This window comes from Gemmatimonadota bacterium (assembly GCA_009838645.1).
Taxonomy (GTDB): domain Bacteria; phylum JAAXHH01; class JAAXHH01; order JAAXHH01; family JAAXHH01; genus JAAXHH01.
The window spans coordinates 17233-35918 of sequence record VXRC01000029.1 but is presented as its reverse complement, the minus strand read 5'-3'; the positions used below and the strand labels follow the sequence as shown (position 1 = coordinate 35918).

The 18686-nt window shown below is 60.6% G+C and carries 11 protein-coding genes and 1 pseudogene; 6 read left to right on the top strand and 6 right to left on the bottom strand.

Going from position 1 to position 18686, the window contains the following annotated elements; all coding sequences use genetic code 11:
- Positions 1-8: 8 nt before the first annotated feature.
- A complete protein-coding gene (locus tag F4Y38_08455; GenBank protein ID MXY49317.1) occupies positions 9-908 on the bottom strand; it encodes a succinylglutamate desuccinylase in 900 nt (299 codons plus the stop codon).
- A 147-nt stretch (positions 909-1055) separates the two neighbouring features.
- On the opposite strand from F4Y38_08455, the gene F4Y38_08450 reads away from it, so the two are divergent.
- From F4Y38_08450 to F4Y38_08425, 6 genes are all read left to right on the top strand, one after another.
- Positions 1056-3782 (top strand): hypothetical protein, encoded by a 2727-nt coding sequence (locus tag F4Y38_08450; GenBank protein ID MXY49316.1) that lies wholly within the window; start codon positions 1056-1058, stop codon positions 3780-3782.
- A 272-nt stretch (positions 3783-4054) separates the two neighbouring features.
- Entirely contained in the window at positions 4055-6718 is a 2664-nt protein-coding gene (locus F4Y38_08445; GenBank protein MXY49315.1) for a PDZ domain-containing protein, read from the top strand.
- Positions 6715-7368, top strand: coding sequence for a response regulator transcription factor (locus F4Y38_08440; GenBank protein ID MXY49314.1), 654 nt, complete (start codon positions 6715-6717; stop codon positions 7366-7368). Before F4Y38_08445 ends, F4Y38_08440 begins: the two co-directional genes overlap by 4 nt.
- Positions 7369-7610: 242 nt before the next feature.
- Positions 7611-10013: an FtsX-like permease family protein gene (locus tag F4Y38_08435; GenBank protein ID MXY49313.1), complete on the top strand. Its 2403-nt coding sequence runs from the start codon at positions 7611-7613 to the stop codon at positions 10011-10013.
- Between the two features lie 40 nt (positions 10014-10053).
- Positions 10054-10728, top strand: a complete 675-nt coding sequence (locus tag F4Y38_08430) for an ABC transporter ATP-binding protein (protein MXY49312.1) — start codon at positions 10054-10056, stop codon at positions 10726-10728.
- 152 nt (positions 10729-10880) lie between these two features.
- Positions 10881-13331 (top strand): tetratricopeptide repeat protein, encoded by a 2451-nt coding sequence (locus F4Y38_08425; protein MXY49311.1) that lies wholly within the window; start codon positions 10881-10883, stop codon positions 13329-13331.
- Positions 13332-13340: 9 nt separating this feature from the next.
- Here F4Y38_08425 and F4Y38_08420 read toward each other — a convergent pair whose 3' ends face one another.
- The 5 genes and pseudogenes from F4Y38_08420 to F4Y38_08400 all read right to left on the bottom strand — a co-directional run bounded on the left by F4Y38_08420 (position 13341) and on the right by F4Y38_08400 (position 18596).
- Positions 13341-15983 carry a hypothetical protein gene (locus F4Y38_08420; protein MXY49310.1) on the bottom strand — a complete coding sequence of 881 codons (2643 nt, stop codon included), beginning with the start codon at positions 15981-15983 and terminating at the stop codon, positions 13341-13343.
- 15 nt (positions 15984-15998) lie between these two features.
- Positions 15999-17360: an alanine:cation symporter family protein gene (locus F4Y38_08415; protein MXY49309.1), complete on the bottom strand. Its 1362-nt coding sequence runs from the start codon at positions 17358-17360 to the stop codon at positions 15999-16001.
- A 51-nt stretch (positions 17361-17411) separates the two neighbouring features.
- Positions 17412-17966, bottom strand: coding sequence for a hypothetical protein (locus F4Y38_08410; GenBank protein ID MXY49308.1), 555 nt, complete (start codon positions 17964-17966; stop codon positions 17412-17414).
- Positions 17923-18141: a hypothetical protein gene (locus tag F4Y38_08405; protein MXY49307.1), complete on the bottom strand. Its 219-nt coding sequence runs from the start codon at positions 18139-18141 to the stop codon at positions 17923-17925. The genes F4Y38_08410 and F4Y38_08405 overlap by 44 nt, the downstream gene beginning before the upstream one ends.
- A pseudogene (locus tag F4Y38_08400) lies at positions 18099-18596 on the bottom strand (N-acetylmuramoyl-L-alanine amidase). The gene F4Y38_08405 and the pseudogene F4Y38_08400 overlap by 43 nt, the downstream one beginning before the upstream one ends.
- Between the last annotated feature and the right edge of the window lie 90 nt (positions 18597-18686).

Sequence of the window (18686 nt, the reverse complement as noted above, 5' to 3'; positions counted from 1 at the left end):
CTGATCGCTCAGACCTCCAGCACCGCCGCGATCGTCTCGCCCTCGTGGACACGGTTGAAGGTGCGCAGCACCAGCACGTGGCCGGACTGGGTGGAAACGATCTCCTCCCGCCGGTCACCCAGCAGGTCGGTAACCACCCCGAATCCATCACCGGGCTCGACGCGACCCATCAGTTCGACCCAGGGTTCGAAGAAACCTGAAAAGGGCGCCGGGTAGTTCAGCTGGATGTGTCCCGCGCCTTCCCGGTCGTCTTCCACCGTGTGCTGTATGATCGACGGCGGCTGGTCGCGTTCAATCATACCCAGTACGCCCATGACGTTCAGGCACCCTTCGTAATAGCCGTCGACGCCCTCGGGGTCGCAGTCGCCCGCACCCATCCATTCCGAATAAATCGCGGGAACGCCGGCGTCCCGGGCGATGGAGAGCGTGCGGCCGTCGTGTCCCGCGTAGGTTCCCCAGACGACCGGCATGTTGAAAGCCCGGGCCATCTCTCGCTGCCGCGCCAGGACGTCGGCGTCGGCGTGCAGCATGTAACCCACCGTCGGGTAGAACCTCGAGATCAGTCCGCCGCTGTGCAGGTCGATGAGGTAGTCGGCCTCGCGGATCATCGCGCTGACCGCATGCGCGATCCGTTCGGTGATGGTGCCGTCTGCCCGGCCGGGGCAGGTCCGGGCCAGATCCAGGCCGTCCTCCGCGGTGCGCCGGCCGCGCCAGTAGGCCGCCTCGTTGACGACGGGGACCATGGTGACCGTGCCGCGGAGTTCACCGGGATCCATGGCCTCCTTCAGCCGCCGTATGGCCCACATGGATTCGAACTCGTCGCCGTGTATACCCCCGAGTATGAGGAGTTTCGGGCCGGGCGCCTTCCCGGTTATGGCAACGGACTTCAACTTGACGGGGCCTGACATGGCGTTCTCCTTGGATTATATTCGAGTGTAACCCGGTTTACTGACCGCGACGGCCTCCCGTATTCAGTGCGTCTCAGTGCGTCTCGGTGCGTCTCGGTGCGTCTCGGTGCGCCAGAATATAGGGATGAGGCAAATCCTGATCAAGCGATGCCCACAAACGGCATGATATCGATCCCCCTTTCGTATTCCCATGGCCCGGAACGTCACCCGGCGCAATGGCCGGTTACGCGAGGCGTACCCATTCCCGAGGGCATGCTGCGCGGGACGGAAGGTCTGGTCGTCGTGGATCCCGATGGCGACCGCGTCCCGGCCCAGATCCGGGTACTCGGTCGCTGGGCGGACGGATCGATGAAGTGGGTGCTCGTTGATTTCCAGGCGAAGTCCGGCTCATCCGGGAGGGCGTCCTACCAACTTACGGATGATACGGGCGATGAAGCGCCGGCACCCAGGCAAACCACCACCGGCAATCCCAACACATATCATTCCGTACGCGTCGAAGAAACCGAAAACGATCTCCACGTGGACACGGGCGTCCTGCGATTCAGGGTCGACCGCCATCGATACCGTCTCTACCATGACGTCTCGCTCGGCGATGCTCAGCACAGCGAGCCGGCCCGCGCGGAATTCGGCCGGGGCCGGGACCGGGCAGGCGATGCCTGGGCACGGATCAGTGAGGGCGCTTCCGACGGGGAACTGAAACGTCGGCTGTACGGTCCGGGCGGCCTGTGCAGGGCATCGCTGGCCGGTGACTCCTATTCAGTAGCCGTCGAGGAACGGGGTCCGCTGCGCACCGTGATCCGGCTGGAGAGCGCGCTGGAAGCCGACATCCCCATGCATCATTACGGCGGCTACCGGCCGGTACGGTGTATCACCCGGATCCACGCCTATGCCGGGCAGGCGTTTCTGCGGATACTCCAGACTCACGTCTTCACCTGCAATCCGCGGGAAGTGGAAATCGAAGACCTCGCCCTGGACGTCCCCACCCCGTTCACCGGATTCAGTCCGGACTACGCCTTCGGACTGAACGGGATCGTTACGGGAACGCTCGATCAGGATGAGCGTCTGCGCGTCGCGCAGAAGGAGGATAACCAGGTGCGGGTGATGCACGGCCGGCCGGGGCTAGAAAGCACCATCGCTGAAGATGAAGCGTGCGAAGGTTGGGCGACCCTCAGTGACGGGAAGTCCGGCGTCGGCGTCGCATGCCGGAACATGGCCGAGGAGTTCCCACGCGCCATCGAAATGACCGATGAGGGACGGTTGACCGTGTACGCGCGCCACGACCCGGACGGCGGCCGCCTTTCGCTGGCCCGGTACGCTGAAGAGGTCGCCTGGCACGAGGGAGAAGGGGTGTATGCCGACGGAACCGGTATAGCGAGAACCACCGAGTGCTACGTCCTGTACTTCGAGGAAGATCGCCGCGAAGAGGCGGTCGAAACGCTTCAATGCGCCCTGTCGCAGCCCCACGTTTCGGTCTCGCCCGAGTGGATGGACCGATGCGGGGCCGCGGGAGGCTTCGCGGCTTCCACTTTGGTTGACGCCGGCAGGCAGGGGATTCCGGCGGCTTCAAATCCGGCACGGGAGAGTCGGTCGGAGTCGCGTCAGGAGCGGCAGCGTCGACCGGAGTCGGATCCGGATCGGGAGCGGCGACCGGAATCCGCGCAGACGCCGCGAATCTCGCTGGAGATGATCCAATCCGCGGAGCGCATGATGACGGGTTTCGCGGACTGGCTGGCGCGTAACATCCGACTCGGACGCTGGTACGGTTACCTGGACTACGGCGATGTCCGGGCCACGTGGGACGAGGCCGAAGACGACTGGAAGTCCCAGGGCCGCTGGGGCTGGTGCAACAGCGAGTGGGACCCCCGCCACGCGGTCTGGATCCAGTACCAGCGCACGACTGATCCGCGGTATTTCGCGCTGGCCGAGGCCATGACCCGTCATTCGATGGACGTGGATACGTGCCATTGGCATCCCTTCCGGCCGTACATGGTCGGCGGCTGCTACCGCCACGGCGTCGATCATTTCAGCGACGAGCCCTGCGCTTCCCATACCTTCGTCGACAACTGGGTCGACCACTACCATCTCACCGGCGACGGCAGGACCCTTGAAGTCCTGCGCGAGGCCGGCGCGTTCTTCCTGCGTTACAGGTGGACGGAAGACTCCGCCTTCAGCTTCAGCCTGCGGTCCATCGCCAATGTGTTGCGCGGACTGCTCTATGTGTATGAAGCGACCGGGGAAGAGCGCTTCCTGCGTCGCGCCGAGGATGTGTATGCCATCGTCGCCCGGGGCCAGAACGAGGACGGGAGCTGGCACAAGCGATTCCAGGTCGCGACACCGGACCGGCTGCCGAAACCACTACCCTACGGCATGGCCACGGAAGGCACGACGCTGGCCGTTGAAACGGGTACGGCCGACCCCTTTACCGACGACGAGTTCAGGGGTCTCGGCGGACCGTTCTCCCGCATGATCCGCGACCTGCCCTACGAGGAACAGAAGGGTTACCAGACCCATTACCTGATGATCGGCCTGGAGTTGATGCACCGGATGACCGGCAGGAAGGACGTTGCCGAGGCTTACCGCCGGGCTGTGGACTGGTTCTGCGGCTTTCCGGACACTTTCGCGTCCGACCGGCCACTCAAGGAACATTACGGCGGCATCCTCTGCCGGCACCTGGGCTACGCTCATCGCCTGACGGGCGACCACCGCTACCTGGAGACCGGCCTGAAGATCCTGGAACAGCTCATCGACGTGCAGGACTGGAGCGAAGATCCCCGCAAGCGCGGATCCATCGACATGAACCCCTCGACCCTCAGCCTGCTGTTCTTCGGGGTGCCGGGCCTGCTGGCGGCACTGCGGACGCGAACCGTATCGTGATTGGCCAGGTCGGCACCCCATTGACAACTCGCCCGACCAGGGATCCGGAACCAGCGTGCGGACCGAACTGTGACCGTTCGGGCTGTGACTGTGTCTGCAAGACTCACCGGTTATCTCAGACTCGCATTGGCTGAACTCTCCTTGACGCCTGCGATTCAGCGGCACTTTTTTGTAAAATCCCACCCTACACCGGTATACATTTACATCCTGTATTTCAATTGACGATCATCTGGCCGGTTTTATTCAAAGATCACATCTCGGGATGGCATTGGATGAAATCGCTTATCTACCGTTATCTGATACTGAGTACGCTGATCATGTTGTTGTGTTTACACATCGGCATGGTTACCTGGTCGACGATTCGACTGGCCAAGATTGACCGCTGGTCGTCCGGTATCCAGCTTCGGGGAAGTGAGACGATTCCTACGGGAGGATCGTCGAGAGGTGCAGTCAGCCGTCTTCACGAAGGCACCTGGTTACAACTCATGTTTATAAAGTGGGCAGGTGGTTATATCATCGAACGCGTCACACCCGGCAGCCCGGCCGACCAAACAGGCCTGCGGGCAGGCGATAAACTCTTGTCCATCGACAGCACGGACCTGGAGTCGAATCCTTCATCCTACTTTCAGGTGCACTCAGAGTATAGACCCGGGGATCGCCTTGATCTTACATGGATTCGGGACGGCCAGATACACACCGGCATCCTCACACTCGAGCCGAATGACTACGCACGCGAAACCCGCGGGAGTGATCAACAAGAAACAGTGATCAGCAGCGAGCTAATGAGTTGGCTTCAGCGTGGCCCGTTCCTGATCTTCTCGATTGTCCTTCTGGGCTTTGGCACCTGGTTGGGATACCACGGCATGAAGAATACGGTGGCATTCCAGTGCGCGTTGCTTGTCCTCACGATGGCTATAGTATCGCCGGCTGTCTTCTATCTGATTGCCGCATGGCCGGCCTGGACGATCCCACTTAGTCTAGGCGTTGTATTTGCGGCGGTTAATCTGCAGTCCATCCTGATCCTGTTGATTTTAACCGTCTATCCCACCACTACAAAAATCGGATCATGGATCCAAAGGAGGATCTGGTTCATCCTCATTCCCCTGTTCGTCTTTGGGGTAATGGGGCTCATCAGTTTTTTGGGTTTGATCTATGATTGGGCTCACGATTGGGTTGGAGTAGTTGACAGTTTTGCGCAACTGGTACCCGCACCCGTTCCGGCGATTGTCTTAATGGCGACGGCTGGATGCCTTCTGATCGTACAACATTACGTCGCACGCCGGCAACAACGAACACGGCTGCACATCATTGAAGCCGGATTCTTCCTGGCTCTCATACTCGCACCGTCCTGGTTGATCGCACAACCCGGCAGAATGCTGGCTTCATGGGGGCTGATTCCCGACCACGGTCAGATGCTGCCGTTGATCGTATGGTTCATTGACCGGATTATCCCGGCGGGAATGCAGTGTCTGTTGGCGCTCGCATTTGCCTACGCGATTCTTGCACATCGGGTGTTCGGCCTGAGATTCGTCGTCGGAAAGACCATAAGATATCTGATCACCAATCAGGGTGTGTTTCTCATATTGAGCTTTGCAGTGTTTGTCATACTCTATTACACGATTTCATCAGAAGAGTTTGTTCTCAGAGCCTCCGACCTCATTGTGGTGAGTGTTGTCGCAGGGCTGATGTTGATTCTCATGGGAGGTTGGAACTGGGTGAAGACGCCGGTCATCCAGGCCATGGACCGGTATTTCTTACGAAATGAACTTCTGAATCGGCAGCGGCTGTTAGAACTGGGACGAGCCCTGTCGAGGTGTCAGGATTCGGATTCCCTGCTTGAAAAAACCGGACGGGAACTATTGGAGGGGCTGGACCTGTCCTGCATGGCGATTTATCTCAATGAAAGTTCGGAGAAACCACTGTCGCTTTCGTGGTACGGCGTAGAGGAAGCTTCCGAGCAAAACACGGCCCGCAACAGATCCTTTTTCATTGAGTCCACCGGTACGGTCGAGCACCTCTTGAAGACTACGGCTGTCGATAAATCCCCAATCGGATATGGAGACATCATTTCCAGCGGTATACCCGGCGATCCGCCCTTCGAGCTGATCATCTTACTGGGTGGCGAGTCCGGTTACAGAGGGGCATTGGCACTGGGAGCAAAGCGGTCGGAAGAACCGTTTAGCAACGACGAAAAAGAACAGTTGCATGTCCTGGCCGGGGAGTTGGAACTGGCAATGGAAAACCAGGAAATGGGCGCATCGCTGAAGGTGCAGGCCGATAGAATGAGGGCACTTTCACGTCGACTCGTCGACGCGCAGGAATCCGAGCGCCGTCGCATTGCACGAGACCTGCATGACGATACCGGTCAGGATCTCTTAATATTAAAGACAAGTCTGGAACTTACGCAGAAAGATTTGGCCGGTGTTTCCGAAGATACGCGGGAACGACTTCGAGACGTGGTAACGATGACCGACGAAACCCTGGAAAAACTGCGAACCATCGCCCACGATCTGCGGCCGCCAATTCTCGATACGGTCGGACTGAACGCGGCGCTGGACGGTTTGTGCAATAGCTTTGCTAATCGGACCCGTATCTCGGTTGTGTATAATGGCATTGATTGTCCCAGGTTCTCCAACACAATTGATATCTGCCTGTATCGTATTTTGCAGGAAGGACTTGCGAACTGCGCAAAACATGGTCACGCCACCCACGTCGAAGTGGGATTGAAACAGACAGACCGGACCATACAACTGTCGATTCTCGATAACGGCCGGGGATTCGATTCTGATTCGACACCTGAGGACCAGTTTGCCCCGGGTATCGGTTTAATCGACATGAAGGAACGCCTGGAACCGTTTGGGGGCGTTCTGGATATCCATTCAGATACAGGTACCGGTACACTGTTGATCGCTTCAATACCCCTGGAGGAGACATGATAAGGGTCGTCATTGCCGATGATCATCATCTGTTCCGCGAAAGCATCAAATCATTGCTTGAGACCACGGATGATATTGAAGTCGTCGGCGAAGCGTCGGATGGCCAGGAAACACTTAAATTGGTTCAGCGAAAAAGGCCTGCCGTAGCATTGGTGGACATAGCCATGCCTTTATTGAACGGCATAGAAACCACATACCGAATACAGTCATTGGATGTCGGGACGCGCGTTGTCATCCTGTCCATGTATTCCGACGAAGATATGGTGCGCCAGGCGCTTAAGAATGGTGCAAAGGGGTATCTCCTTAAGCGATCTCTAGTCGAAGAACTCCTCCTCGCTATACGTTCTGCCAGCATAGACGAAGTATACCTGTCCCCTGCGGTTGCTCAAGCGGTATTGTCGGGATACCTGCAGAATGAAACAGGAGATCGGACGCTTAGCCCCGTAGATCGACTCTCATCCCGAGAAAGAGAAGTTCTGCAATTGATTGCCGAAGGCCATACAAATCAGGCCGCGGCTAACATTCTGAACATCAGCGCCAAAACAGTCGAAACACATCGGACCAATCTTGTGAAAAAGCTGGAAGCCCGCAATCTGCCGGACCTCGTCCGTATTGCCCTGAAATATCGCCTTACTTTCCTCGATGAGTAAATCTGAAGATAGCCGGCGCGCTGCCAATCAGACAGGGCCTGGTCGATCTGTAGCAAAGTCCTCCGCAGGTTCTGTTATCCCCTCCCGACAATTCCGACAAACATACGGATTTTCTCGAGATTTAAGGGAAAATCCCGCGCCAAATCAGGTAATCGCCCTATAGGCAATCGGTCTGATCTTCCTATTGTTTAGCAGGAAGAAGGCACAGCTGCAGGTACGAGCCGGGTCGTCTGCACAATCGCATGGCCCCTTCTCTGTGCTTCAGAAACAACCTGCGTGAAGCCGAAAGGAGCAGAACGATGATCGGGAACTACCTGAAAACCGCCCTGAGAAACATCATGCGGGGCAAAGGGCACAGCGTCATCAACGTACTCGGCCTGTCCGTGGCCATGGCCTTGTGCATCCTGATCTTCCTGCTCGTCCGGCAGGAACTGAGTTACGATGGCTTCCATGAAAAGGGCGCTAACGTATTTCGCGTCACCCAAACGGCCTTCATGGGGGAGTATCGCACGATCGGGATTACGCCCGTTCCCCTTGGACCAGCGCTGGAAGACGCCTATGCGGGCATCGTCCGAACCGTTCGATATGCCAATACCGGGCCGGTTCTGGTGAGTCATGGAGACGTGACCGTCCGCGAAGAAACGGTGTTCCGTGCCGACCCTGGGTTTTTCGAGATACTTACCTTTCAGGCCGTATCCGGCTATCTCGAAGGCGCCCTCGAAAGCAGTTCCCAGGTAATACTGAATGAGAAAATCGCAGAGAAGTACTTCGGAAACGCCGACCCCGTCGGGAATTGGCTGACCATGGACGACCGGAGACACCAGGTGGCCGGCGTGGTCCGCGTTCCCGCCAATACCATCTTTCAGTTCGACTTTCTGATTTCGATGAAGACCCTTACGGAGACCGGCGACAACTGGAATCGGAACTGGAGCCAGTCTGTCGCGGCTACCCTCGTGGAATTGACCACCCCGGAGGTCGCCGGGACCCTGGAGGCCCAGTTTCCGGACTTCGTTGAAAATCACTTCCCCAGGTTTCGGGGGATAGATGCCAGCGTAATGGGACTTCAGCCGTTGGCCGGCATCTATTTGGATTCTTCGATATTGTTCGACCTCTTTCCAAAGAGCGACATTGTCGTCTCGTATGTGCTGGGAACGCTCGGTTTCCTCCTTCTGTTCATCGCGTGCATCAACTTCATCAACGTGACGCTGGGCAGGTCGGCGCTTCGCGGAAAGGAAGTCGGCGTGCGCAAGACGCTGGGCGGAACCCGCGCTCAGCTTATCGGACAGTTCTGGGGGGAGGCGTTGCTGGTGGGTGTGGCCGCGCTGATACTGGGTTTGTCATTAGCCCATCTGCTGCTTCCCGGATTCAACGGCCTGTTCGCCAAGGATCTTCGTATCGATTACTTCGACAGCGAGTCGACGCTCCTGGCGCTGATCGGCCTGACGGGTCTGGTCGTCCTCGTATCCGGAAGCTATCCCGCGCTCTACATGTCCCGCCTCGATCCCACCTCCATCCTGACGCATCATGTAAAGGCCGGGGCATTGACGATCTTGAGCAAAGTGCTTGTCACCATGCAGTTCACGCTTTCGATCTTCCTGATGATCTGCCTGTTCACCATTCTTCGCCAGCTTCAATACTTCGCCGACCAGGATCTCGGCTTCGACGCGTCGAATGTGCTTGTCGTAAGCATGCCCGACGCCGGGATGCTCGGGCCTGTGAGAGAGGCGCTGGACGACTACCCTCAGATCACCCATGTCTCGGCGGCGTCGAGCTCATTCGGACCGATGAGGGGGTTGGGTCAGATAGGCCACACCGACAGGTCGGGCAAGCGGTTTTCGGCCTACGAATACCACGTGGATTACGACTATCTGTCCACGCTGGGCATTGCGTTGGCGGAAGGACGCGATTTTTCAAGAGCACACGCCACGGATGAGACAGAAGGCGTGATCGTCAATGAAGCGCTGGTAAGGGAAATGGGGTGGGAAGATCCGATCGGAGAGGCTATTCCCGTCGACAAAGCCCGCGTGATCGGCGTGACGGAAGATTACCATTACCGGTCGTTGCAATACGACCTGGAGCCGGTAGTCCTGCGTCTTGCTCCCGACAGAATCCGGTTTCTCCTGATCAAAACAAGACCGGAGGGATTGCGGGAGACCCTGTCGACCGTCAAATCGGCCTGGGACCGAATCTCCGGGGGTTTGCCCTTTGAGTACTACTACCTGGAAGACGACATCGGCCGGTTCTATCAAAGAGAACGGTTGCTGGGAGACGTGGCGCTATACATCTCCATCATCACGCTGTCAGTCGCCCTGCTGGGCGTATACAGCCTGAGCCTGTTGAACATCAACCGGAGAACGAAGGAAATCGGTATCCGAAGCGTACTGGGCGCATCGACGTTCAACACGACGGCCCTGATCGGCAGGCAGTTCGCGCTGCCCCTGGCGGTCGCGATCCTGCTGGCCTGCCCGCCCGCCTATATGCTGCTGAGCTTCTGGCTCGGGATGTACGAATTCAATGCCGCGCTGGGCGTTGGCGAGTTCGTATTGGCTGGTTCGGCGGCCCTGGTACTTGTGCTGGGCACGGTGGCCTTTCAGGTTTTGAGGAAAAACGCGAGTCCGCTGGTGGAGTCGCTGATGTACGATTGAGAAGCAGTGAGTACCGATCTGAATCGCAAAGGGGCATATGATGATAACGACCAGCAACCTCAATAAGCTCTACACGACGGAAGAGGTGGAGACGACGGCGCTGAACGACGTGACCATGGCCGTGGACGAAGGCGAGTTCGTGGCGGTCATGGGACCCTCGGGCTGCGGCAAGTCCACCCTGCTCAACATCCTCGGCCTCCTCGACAACCCCTCGGGCCGGGAGTACTACTTCCTGGACCAGGAAGTGTCCGGCCACTCCGAGCGCCAGCGGGCCAACCTGCGCAAGGCCAACATCGGCTTCGTCTTCCAAAGCTTCAACCTGATCGACGAACTCACGGTCTACGAGAACATCGAGCTGCCGCTGATCTACCTGGGCACGTCCAAGCAGGAGCGCAAGCAGCGGGTGGACGCGGCCATGGAGCACATGCAGATCCCTCACCGCAGGAACCACTTCCCGCAGCAGCTTTCCGGTGGCCAGCAGCAGCGCGTAGCCGTGGCGCGGGCGGTCATCGGCAATCCAAAGCTGATCCTGGCCGACGAGCCGACGGGTAACCTGGACTCGGCCAACGGCGCCGAGGTGATGGAACTGCTAAGCGGCCTCAACGAGGCGGGCACGACCATCATGATGGTGACCCACGACCAGACGCTGGCCGACCACGCCCACCGGATCATCCGTCTCTTCGACGGGCGCATCGTGCGGGAAGCCGCGGCGTAGGCCCCAAATAGAAAAGGCGCCCGAAATGAATCGAGCGCCTTTTCAGCATCCCCCGGCAGCGTCCTACTCTCCTGGATATTCAATTCTTCTCCCCGGCATCGTTGTTGACTTCAGGATGCCCTACTTGAGTAAAGTAGGGTATCACACTATTGATGTTCGGTCCGTCCCGCGTTAACTTGAATTACAAACGGCGCTCTCGTACCCATTCTGAAGGAGTTACGAAATTGATTGCTCGACACTTCCTGCTGATGATTTCCGCATGCGCGATGACGCTGGAAGTGGCATCACAGCCTGCTACCGGCCAACCGGCATCTGTTGAAAGTCCTTCCCCCCTGGAAACCCCCCTCGAAACCGGCAAATCCCTTTACCAGCAGGGTCGATTCGACGAAGCCCTGCCCCTCTTCCAGCAGGCGGTGCGCGACGAGGGAAGATCAGCGCCGGCGCGTTCCTGGCTTGGTATGGCCTGGTTGGCCTTCGGAAACGATGATGAAGCGTTGAAGGCGTTCAGGCGGGCCACACAGTTGGACAGGCACTGGGCGCCCGGCCACGTCGGCATGGCCATGGTGTACATGCGCTCTCCCAACCGGCGGCTCGACGCCCGTAAGGCGCTGCGGAACGCGATCGAAGCCGAACCCGATAACGCGGATATTCACTACTACCTGGGCATGACCTACATGGACCAGGTCCGGACGAGCAGGTTGATCGGCAGCGATAAAGACGGGAGACGGTATTTCCAGAAAACCGTAGAGCTGAACCCCTCGCATCCGGACGCCTACTTCCAACTCGGCCGCTGCTACGACAGCCCGCCGGAGCCGGAACACGAGAAAGCGATCGCGGCGTATATGTACCAATACCGCGTCAATCCGGATCACGACGAATCGCTGCTGCGTTTCGCCGACGTGAATCATCGTTCCGAACGTTACGATTTCGGGGTTGTGCAACTCAGGGGGCTGGTATGGCAACTGGGTGAGGACGCGCCGGCCAGGGTCCGTACCATGCTGGCGCAATTCGAGGTGCTGTCCCTTGGATCCAAAGGAGATTACGGGCAACTGCAGGAGGCCCTGGAAGACTATGTCGCCCTGCTGGACGCGGATGAACGGGCGGTCTACAGGGATCTGCGCCATGTCGCGCCGCTGGAGGAACTGCAGGCCTGGGAATCGGCGACCGGACCGGAACGCGAATCCCTGTGGCGTACCTTCTGGAACGAGCGGGACGCGAATCCGGCAACGAAAGAGAACGAGCGCCTGGTCGAGCACTACCGTCGCGTCATGTACGCCAGGGTTCATTTCTCCGGGGGACAGCAACCCTACGACCGCCGCGGCGAGATCTACATCCGCTACGGAGCGCCCGACGACCGGCGGCGCTTCGTGTTTCGCCACTATGAAGATCCGGACATCCCCCACATGCTTACCGGAAACCCGGCCGTGGACGCGATTCGCGAAAAGAACCTCCTGACCGGCTACAGGCTGCAGCTTCATGACAGCGAGTCGCCACTGCCCATGATGCAACGGACGGTGAACCGGGTGGAAGCGGCCTGGCTCATCGCGCGAAGCGAGATGGAGACCCAGCCCGGATACGTGGTGGAAAGCTGGGTCTACGTACGGCACGACCTGGAACTGTTCTTCGTGGACACGTTGAAAGATGGGAAATTCGACTATCCACTCAAGGCCGTCAGCAACTTCACCCGGGATATGGTCCGCCAGGATCGGTTCCACCCCCGTCAACGCGCAACCGAACTGATCGCCCGCAGTCCCGAGGTCTACACCCATGACTTCGGCGGTGAACTCCTCGAGTTTGCCTTCGACGCGGTGTCCTTCCGTGGTGAGGACGGATCAACCGAAGTGGATCTCACCTACAGCATTCCGGTCTGGCAGTTCGGCGACATCACCGACGAAAAGGGCGACCGGACCTGGCTGAACAACCAGGTCACCGTGCGAGATACGGTACAGACGCCGGTCCTCTCCCGCGCGTACAGGTTCGGACCCATAGACCGCCCCGAAAGGCAGGCGGGCAACCGGGAACTCCAGGGAGCGGCCTTTACACTGGCCGCGAATCTGACTGCGCCTTCGGGCGTGTTCACCGCCGCCGTGGAAATGCGGGACGAAGCCACGAGGCGTATCGGGGTTTACAAGAAGTCCGTGTCTTTCACGGATTACAGCGGCGGCGGCCTGCTCATCAGCGATCTCAAGTTGTCCACTGCCATCACGCCCTCGGCGAGTCCCGGTCCCTTTGTGCGCAAGGGACTGAGCGTCGTGCCCAATCCGGGACGGCTGTACCCGCGAGGACACCTGGTGTACGTGTACTACGAGGTGTATAACCTGAAGATGGACGAAGACGGACGGACTTCCTACGAGACGCTGTACGAGATCACGCCGAAGGGCATGCCCGCCTTTCGAAACAGGAGGGCGAGACCTCCAGGAGACATGCAGACGGTCATGTCGTTTTTCGAAGGAGCGGGGCATGCGGAGGAAGAGGCGGAATTCACTGCCCTTGACACCACGGATCTCGAAGCCGGGGAATACGTGCTTACCGTGACGCTGACAGATCGCTACGGAGACGATTCCGTCTCCAAATCCGTCAACTTCATGGTGGTGGAGCCGTAGGCCCGGCCGCTAGTCCTGGACCAGGACGGTCCGCTCTTCACCCGCCGCCATTTCAAGCACCGGATCGAACGCCGCCTCGCCCGAATCCCCCAATCGCAGCCGCGACAGCCTGAGCGCTCCGTGGAGGACGCTCAGTTCGGTCTGCAGTCCAGCACCGTTACGCGACACCACGCACGTCCCCCACGCATATCCGGTCGACCAGAAATACCGGCCCGGCTGGTCGGTCAGGGCCATGGTCTTCGTAACCGCCGAGTAATGAAAGCCGGTCAGGGCGAGGTGGGCGGCCCAGGCGGCCATGGCCCGGGCGTAGTGATGTCCGCATTCGGCCTCGTCGAAGGGATTGCGCCGCCGTCCGTCGTACCGGTTGCGGATGTCCCGGATGCAGGCCAGGCCCTCATCGACCATGCCCTCGTAGATCATGCCGATGGCCGCGGTGTACTCGAAACCGGTCATGACCTCGGTGAAGTAGGAGAAGGGGTTGTCGGGGCGGTCCTTCGGGTAGGACGCCATGAGCAGCGCCGACTCGTCGCCGAGGACGTAGGACCGCATGACGTTGGTGTGGCGCTGGAAGCCCTCCAGCCTGTTGTACGCCAGGATGCTTTCATGCGACTTGCGTACCTTGCCGGCGTCCGCCAGGTATCCCAGGCCGCAGACATGGGCCATGTACTGGCCGACGAGCTGGTCCACCAGGCAGCCCGGACCGAGCTGGTAGTCCGGGTTCGACAGGTCCTTCGGCCCCATGCCGACGGTCAGTCCTTCCGCGATATCCTCCGCGCTCCGCGGCGTCCGGATCTCGTGTTCGTAGTAGTCGCCGTTGAAGAGATGGGCGTCGGTCCATGCGCTTCCGCGCTCGTACAGATCCCGGCAATCTCCGGCGAAGCCGTCGTCCCCCAGGTAGCGGGCCATCTCTTCCGCGGCGCGCAATGCGCCCAGGTACCAGAACTCCATCTGGGGATTGGGCCCGAAGTACTCCACGTCCATGGTATTGTGCTGGCAGCCTTCCATGACGCCGTCGCGGTCGGCGTCCCATCCGCCGGGAATCCAGCAGAAGGCCAGCGACTTCTTCACGTCGGGCCACAACGCCCGGAGCCGCTCGTCGTCGCCCGAAAGTTGCCAATCGCGGTACATCTTCATGACGCAGCCCATCTGGCCGTCGGCCGCCGCGCGACTGAAGTTGCGGGCCCGCGCCAGCGGCAGCCAGACGCGGAAGCTCATGAGGCCGTTTTCGTCGGTGGCGTGGGCGAATTCCACTTCACGCATGGTCTGCGCCAGGTCGCCGAAGAGGAAGGCCGTGGACTGCTCGTAGTTCCAGACGTGGGTGCAGGAGCCCAGGCAGCACCCCGCCGCGTCGTGGCAGCCCTCCCAGCCGTAGAAGTGGCCGTCGGGCGTGCGGAAGCAGGTCTGGCTGCGCAGTGTGCTCAGGTTGAACAGGGCCGCTTCCTTGACCGCCTCCGGCAGGTCCGAGCCGCTGAACGCCTCGACGAACCGGAGCGTGTCCACTTCCAGGCTGTCCAGATCGGGCACGACCTGCTCCACCACGTCCCACGCGTCCTCGAACCGCGTCGTATAGTAGTTTCCGATCCGGTCGCCCGTGTCGCAACAGACGTAGCCGTCGTCTCCGCCCTCGCTTCCATTGTCGCAGCATTCACCGCTGTTGTCGCCGCTATCCTCGCAGCAGCCCTCGCCCTCCTCGCAGCAGGCGTCTTCTTCGGCGGTCTCCGTATCGCCGCCCACCGTCAGGTCCTCCTTCGTCGCGGGCGTCCAGGTATAGCGGTTGGGGAAGTGCCAGGCCAGCACGAAGGTCACGCTGGACGTTTCGCCCGGCGCCAGGTCGATGCGGGCGGAAAGGGAGGCCATGGGGCGGTCATTGTTGCCGGCTTCCCGGTCCGTAAGCACACCGCCGGTGCTGAATTCATCCCAGAAGTCGAGGAGCGGAGTACCCCAGCCGGCCTCCCGCCAGGCGGTGCGGTAGCTGACCGTTTCCGCCGTCGTGGCCAGCGCCATCGTGCCCCACTGCGCGGCCTCCCGGTCCACGCCCTTCGAAGCCATGAACAGCCCGCGGTACCCGTCTCCCGCGCGGTATCGGTTCCGATTTTCGCTGCAGGCCCCGTCCGTGCCGTCCATGCCGATGAAATTGGGGATCGAGCCGCACACGGCCGCCGAAACGGGAACGTCGGTCCGGTTGGCCAGTACGTACCGGAGGACCGCCATGGGCAGTCCGCTACGGTCGGCATCGCAGGGGATGAGGGGATTGAACGCCTCCAGCCGCACGTCGACCGGCACGTCGTCGTCGGACAGATGGACCCTGCCGAAGGGGTAGGCCGCGTCGAAGGCGCACCGGGCGAAGCGGGGCAGGCCGTGATTGGCCGTGGGGCTGCCGCTGGCGCCTTCGTATTCGAAGTATTCCAGGGGGCCTTCAAGCAGGCGGGTCACTTCGGCCCCGCCTTCGGGCCGCGCATAGAGTACGAACGAAGGCGGACACCGGGTGTCCCGGCCGGGAATGAACCCCTTGCCCGGCCGGTTCATCAGCTCCCAGTCCCGGAGGTCGCCCCGCCCTCCCAGGGAAACCGTACCTGTGCCGATGCCGCCCAGGGGCAGGGCGATGCGCGCGAGATGATCCTGGTCGTAGTGATGTAAAACGGGCCACGTCATGGGTATTATCCCTTCTTATCCCAGTTGAAAGCGTTTCCGGTAGTCCCGCATCGCCGCCATCACCCTGGGTGACAGGAGCAGGGCCGAGAGCATGGTGGGGATGGCCATCAGGGCGAACGTGCCGTCGATCAGGCTGATGGCGGCATCCAGCGAAGCGACCGAGGCGGCGATGATGCAGCCTACGTAGAAGTAGTTGTACAGAAACTGCCACCGGGCTCCTACCAGGAAGCCGAGGCACTTCGTTCCGTAATAGGAATAGGTGAATATCGTGCTGGTGCTGAAGAAGAGCACGCACACGATCAGCATGTAGGAACCGAAGCCCGGCATGGCGGATTCGAAGGCGTTGGCCGTCAGCGTCACGCCGTTGTCGGAAGTCGTCTGCCATACCCCGGTCATCATGATCACGAGGGCTGTGCAGGTGCACACGATCATCGTGTCGATGACGGGCTCCATCATGGCCACCAGGCCCTCGCGCGTCGGTTCCCGGGTCTTCGTCGCCCCGTGGACGAGGGATTCGGTGCCGATGCCCGCTTCGTTCGAGAAGGCGGCGCGGCGCACGCCGGTCATGATGACCGCGCCCACGGCGCCGCCCGCCGCGGCTTCTCCGGAGAAGGCGTCGGTGACGATCAGCAAGAGGTACCGGGGCACTTCCGAGAAGTTCGCCGCGATGATCCAAAGGGCGCAGAACATGTACAGGATCACCATGGCCGGGACGACGCGGGTGGCAACGTCGGCGATCCGGGTGATGCCGCCGAATATGACGGTACCCACGAGCAGCACCAGCACCACGCCGGCCGTGAGGTCGAACCAGAAATGATCTTCGCCGACCACGCCCATGGGTGTGAAGATCACGTCACGCATGATCTGCACCAGCTGGTTGACCTGGAACAGGGGCAGGCATCCGATCACCGCGACGACGGCGAAGAAAAAGGCCAGGGGCTTCCAGCTCCGGCCCAGCCCCTCCTGGACGACGTACATCGGCCCGCCCTGCGTCTTGCCGGCGCTGTCCGTGCCCCGGTACATGATGGCCAGGGAGCAGGTGAAGAACTTGGTCGCGATGCCCACGAGGGCGCTGACCCACATCCAGAACATGGCGCCCGGCCCGCCGACCGCGATGGCGACGGCCACGCCGGAGATGTTGCCCATGCCGATGGTGGCCGCGAGGGCGCTGACCAGCGCCTGGAAATGGGTGATGTCGCCGGGTTCGTTCGGGTCGTCGTATTTCCCGCGGATGATTTCGATGGAATGCTTGAAATGCCTGAGTGGCAGGAAACGGGAATACAGCAGGAGAAACAGGCCGCCGCCGATCAGCAGGTACAGCAGGTACGACCAGGCGGTATCGGCGAAGAAGACGATACCACGTTCCATTAGCTCCATGAGTCTCCTCCTCCGTGGCGCGTCGCGATATACTACGGCTGTCTGTCGAACCTATTTCTTGGTGAAGACCAGGGTGCCGCGCTTAAGCCGAGAGACATCAGGCACGTTGGCGGCGACCAGCACTTCGCTGCGGGGCACCAGGAACACGGTATCGTCCTGTCGAACGGCCTGGCGGCCGGCGCTGTTCAACGCGACCGGCGCGTTGTACCGGACGAGCACCCGCGTCCCCGGCGGAATGCGGTTCCATCGGCGGACCTGCCTGCCGTGTTTAATCGTGCCCTTCGGAAAGATGTAGAAGGTGTCGGAGCGTCTGTAGGCGGGACCGGCGATGTCGAAGGCTGTAGTTCCCTGGATGATGACGGGCACGGTGGCGGTGACCGCCTGGACGTCTTCGGTGCGATCTCGGTTGAGATAGACCTTCGTCCCAACCGGGATCCGGTCCCAGTTCCTGATCTGGTTCCCCCGCATGACCGTCCCGTTGGGGAAGCGGTACACCGTCATGGGATCGTCGTATTCGCCCCGGGCGATGCGCCACGCCGTGTTGCGCCGGGTAATGACGTTTTCAGACAGTTGGGCGACTTCTATGTCGTACCTTCCGCGGTCCACGAGGCGGACCCTGGCGATATCGATATCGGGATCCGGTATAAGCCGCCCCGCCTTGACGTCCGGGTCGTAGAGTATGCTGTTGCGCGGATCCTTCGAGGTCAGGCCGGCCCGGGCCCGGCTGAAATTGAATACGCCGGGGTCCTTCTTGCGTCCGCGGTGAAGCCGTTTTACCCACCGGTTCGGCCTGCCGTAGGCGACGCGGTAGTGTTCCAGCACGTGGTAATCGGGGATCTTATACACCCGCTGCAATACTTCGATCAACCATTTCAGGGAATCGTACTGGGACGCGGTAAAGGGGTCGTTGTGGTATCCCACCAGTTCGATGCCGACGGAATGGTTGCTGATGTTCGTGAGGCCGTTCCACATGCTCAGTCCTGCATGGTGCGAAAGGTACTTTTTGTCCAGGAGGCGGTAAATGGTTCCATCCCTGGCGACGAGGTAGTTGGAGTACCCCCTGCGCGAAACGGTGTTCAATGCACTTCTCAATCCCGATTCCGTGCTGTGCACCACAATGAAACGGTTTGATTTGCGGAGGCGTTTCCTGAAATGCCGGGGCAGGTGTTTCTGGTAGTCGACGATTTTCGGGGACGCCGGGGACGCGGAAATTGCCGGGGCTGCCGGAGCCGCCAGGACTGCCGGGGCTGCCGGAGCCGGGGAGTCCGCCGGGGCCGACGAAGCCGCCGGAGCCGCCGTGGCCGACAGGGCCGACGAAGCCGCCGG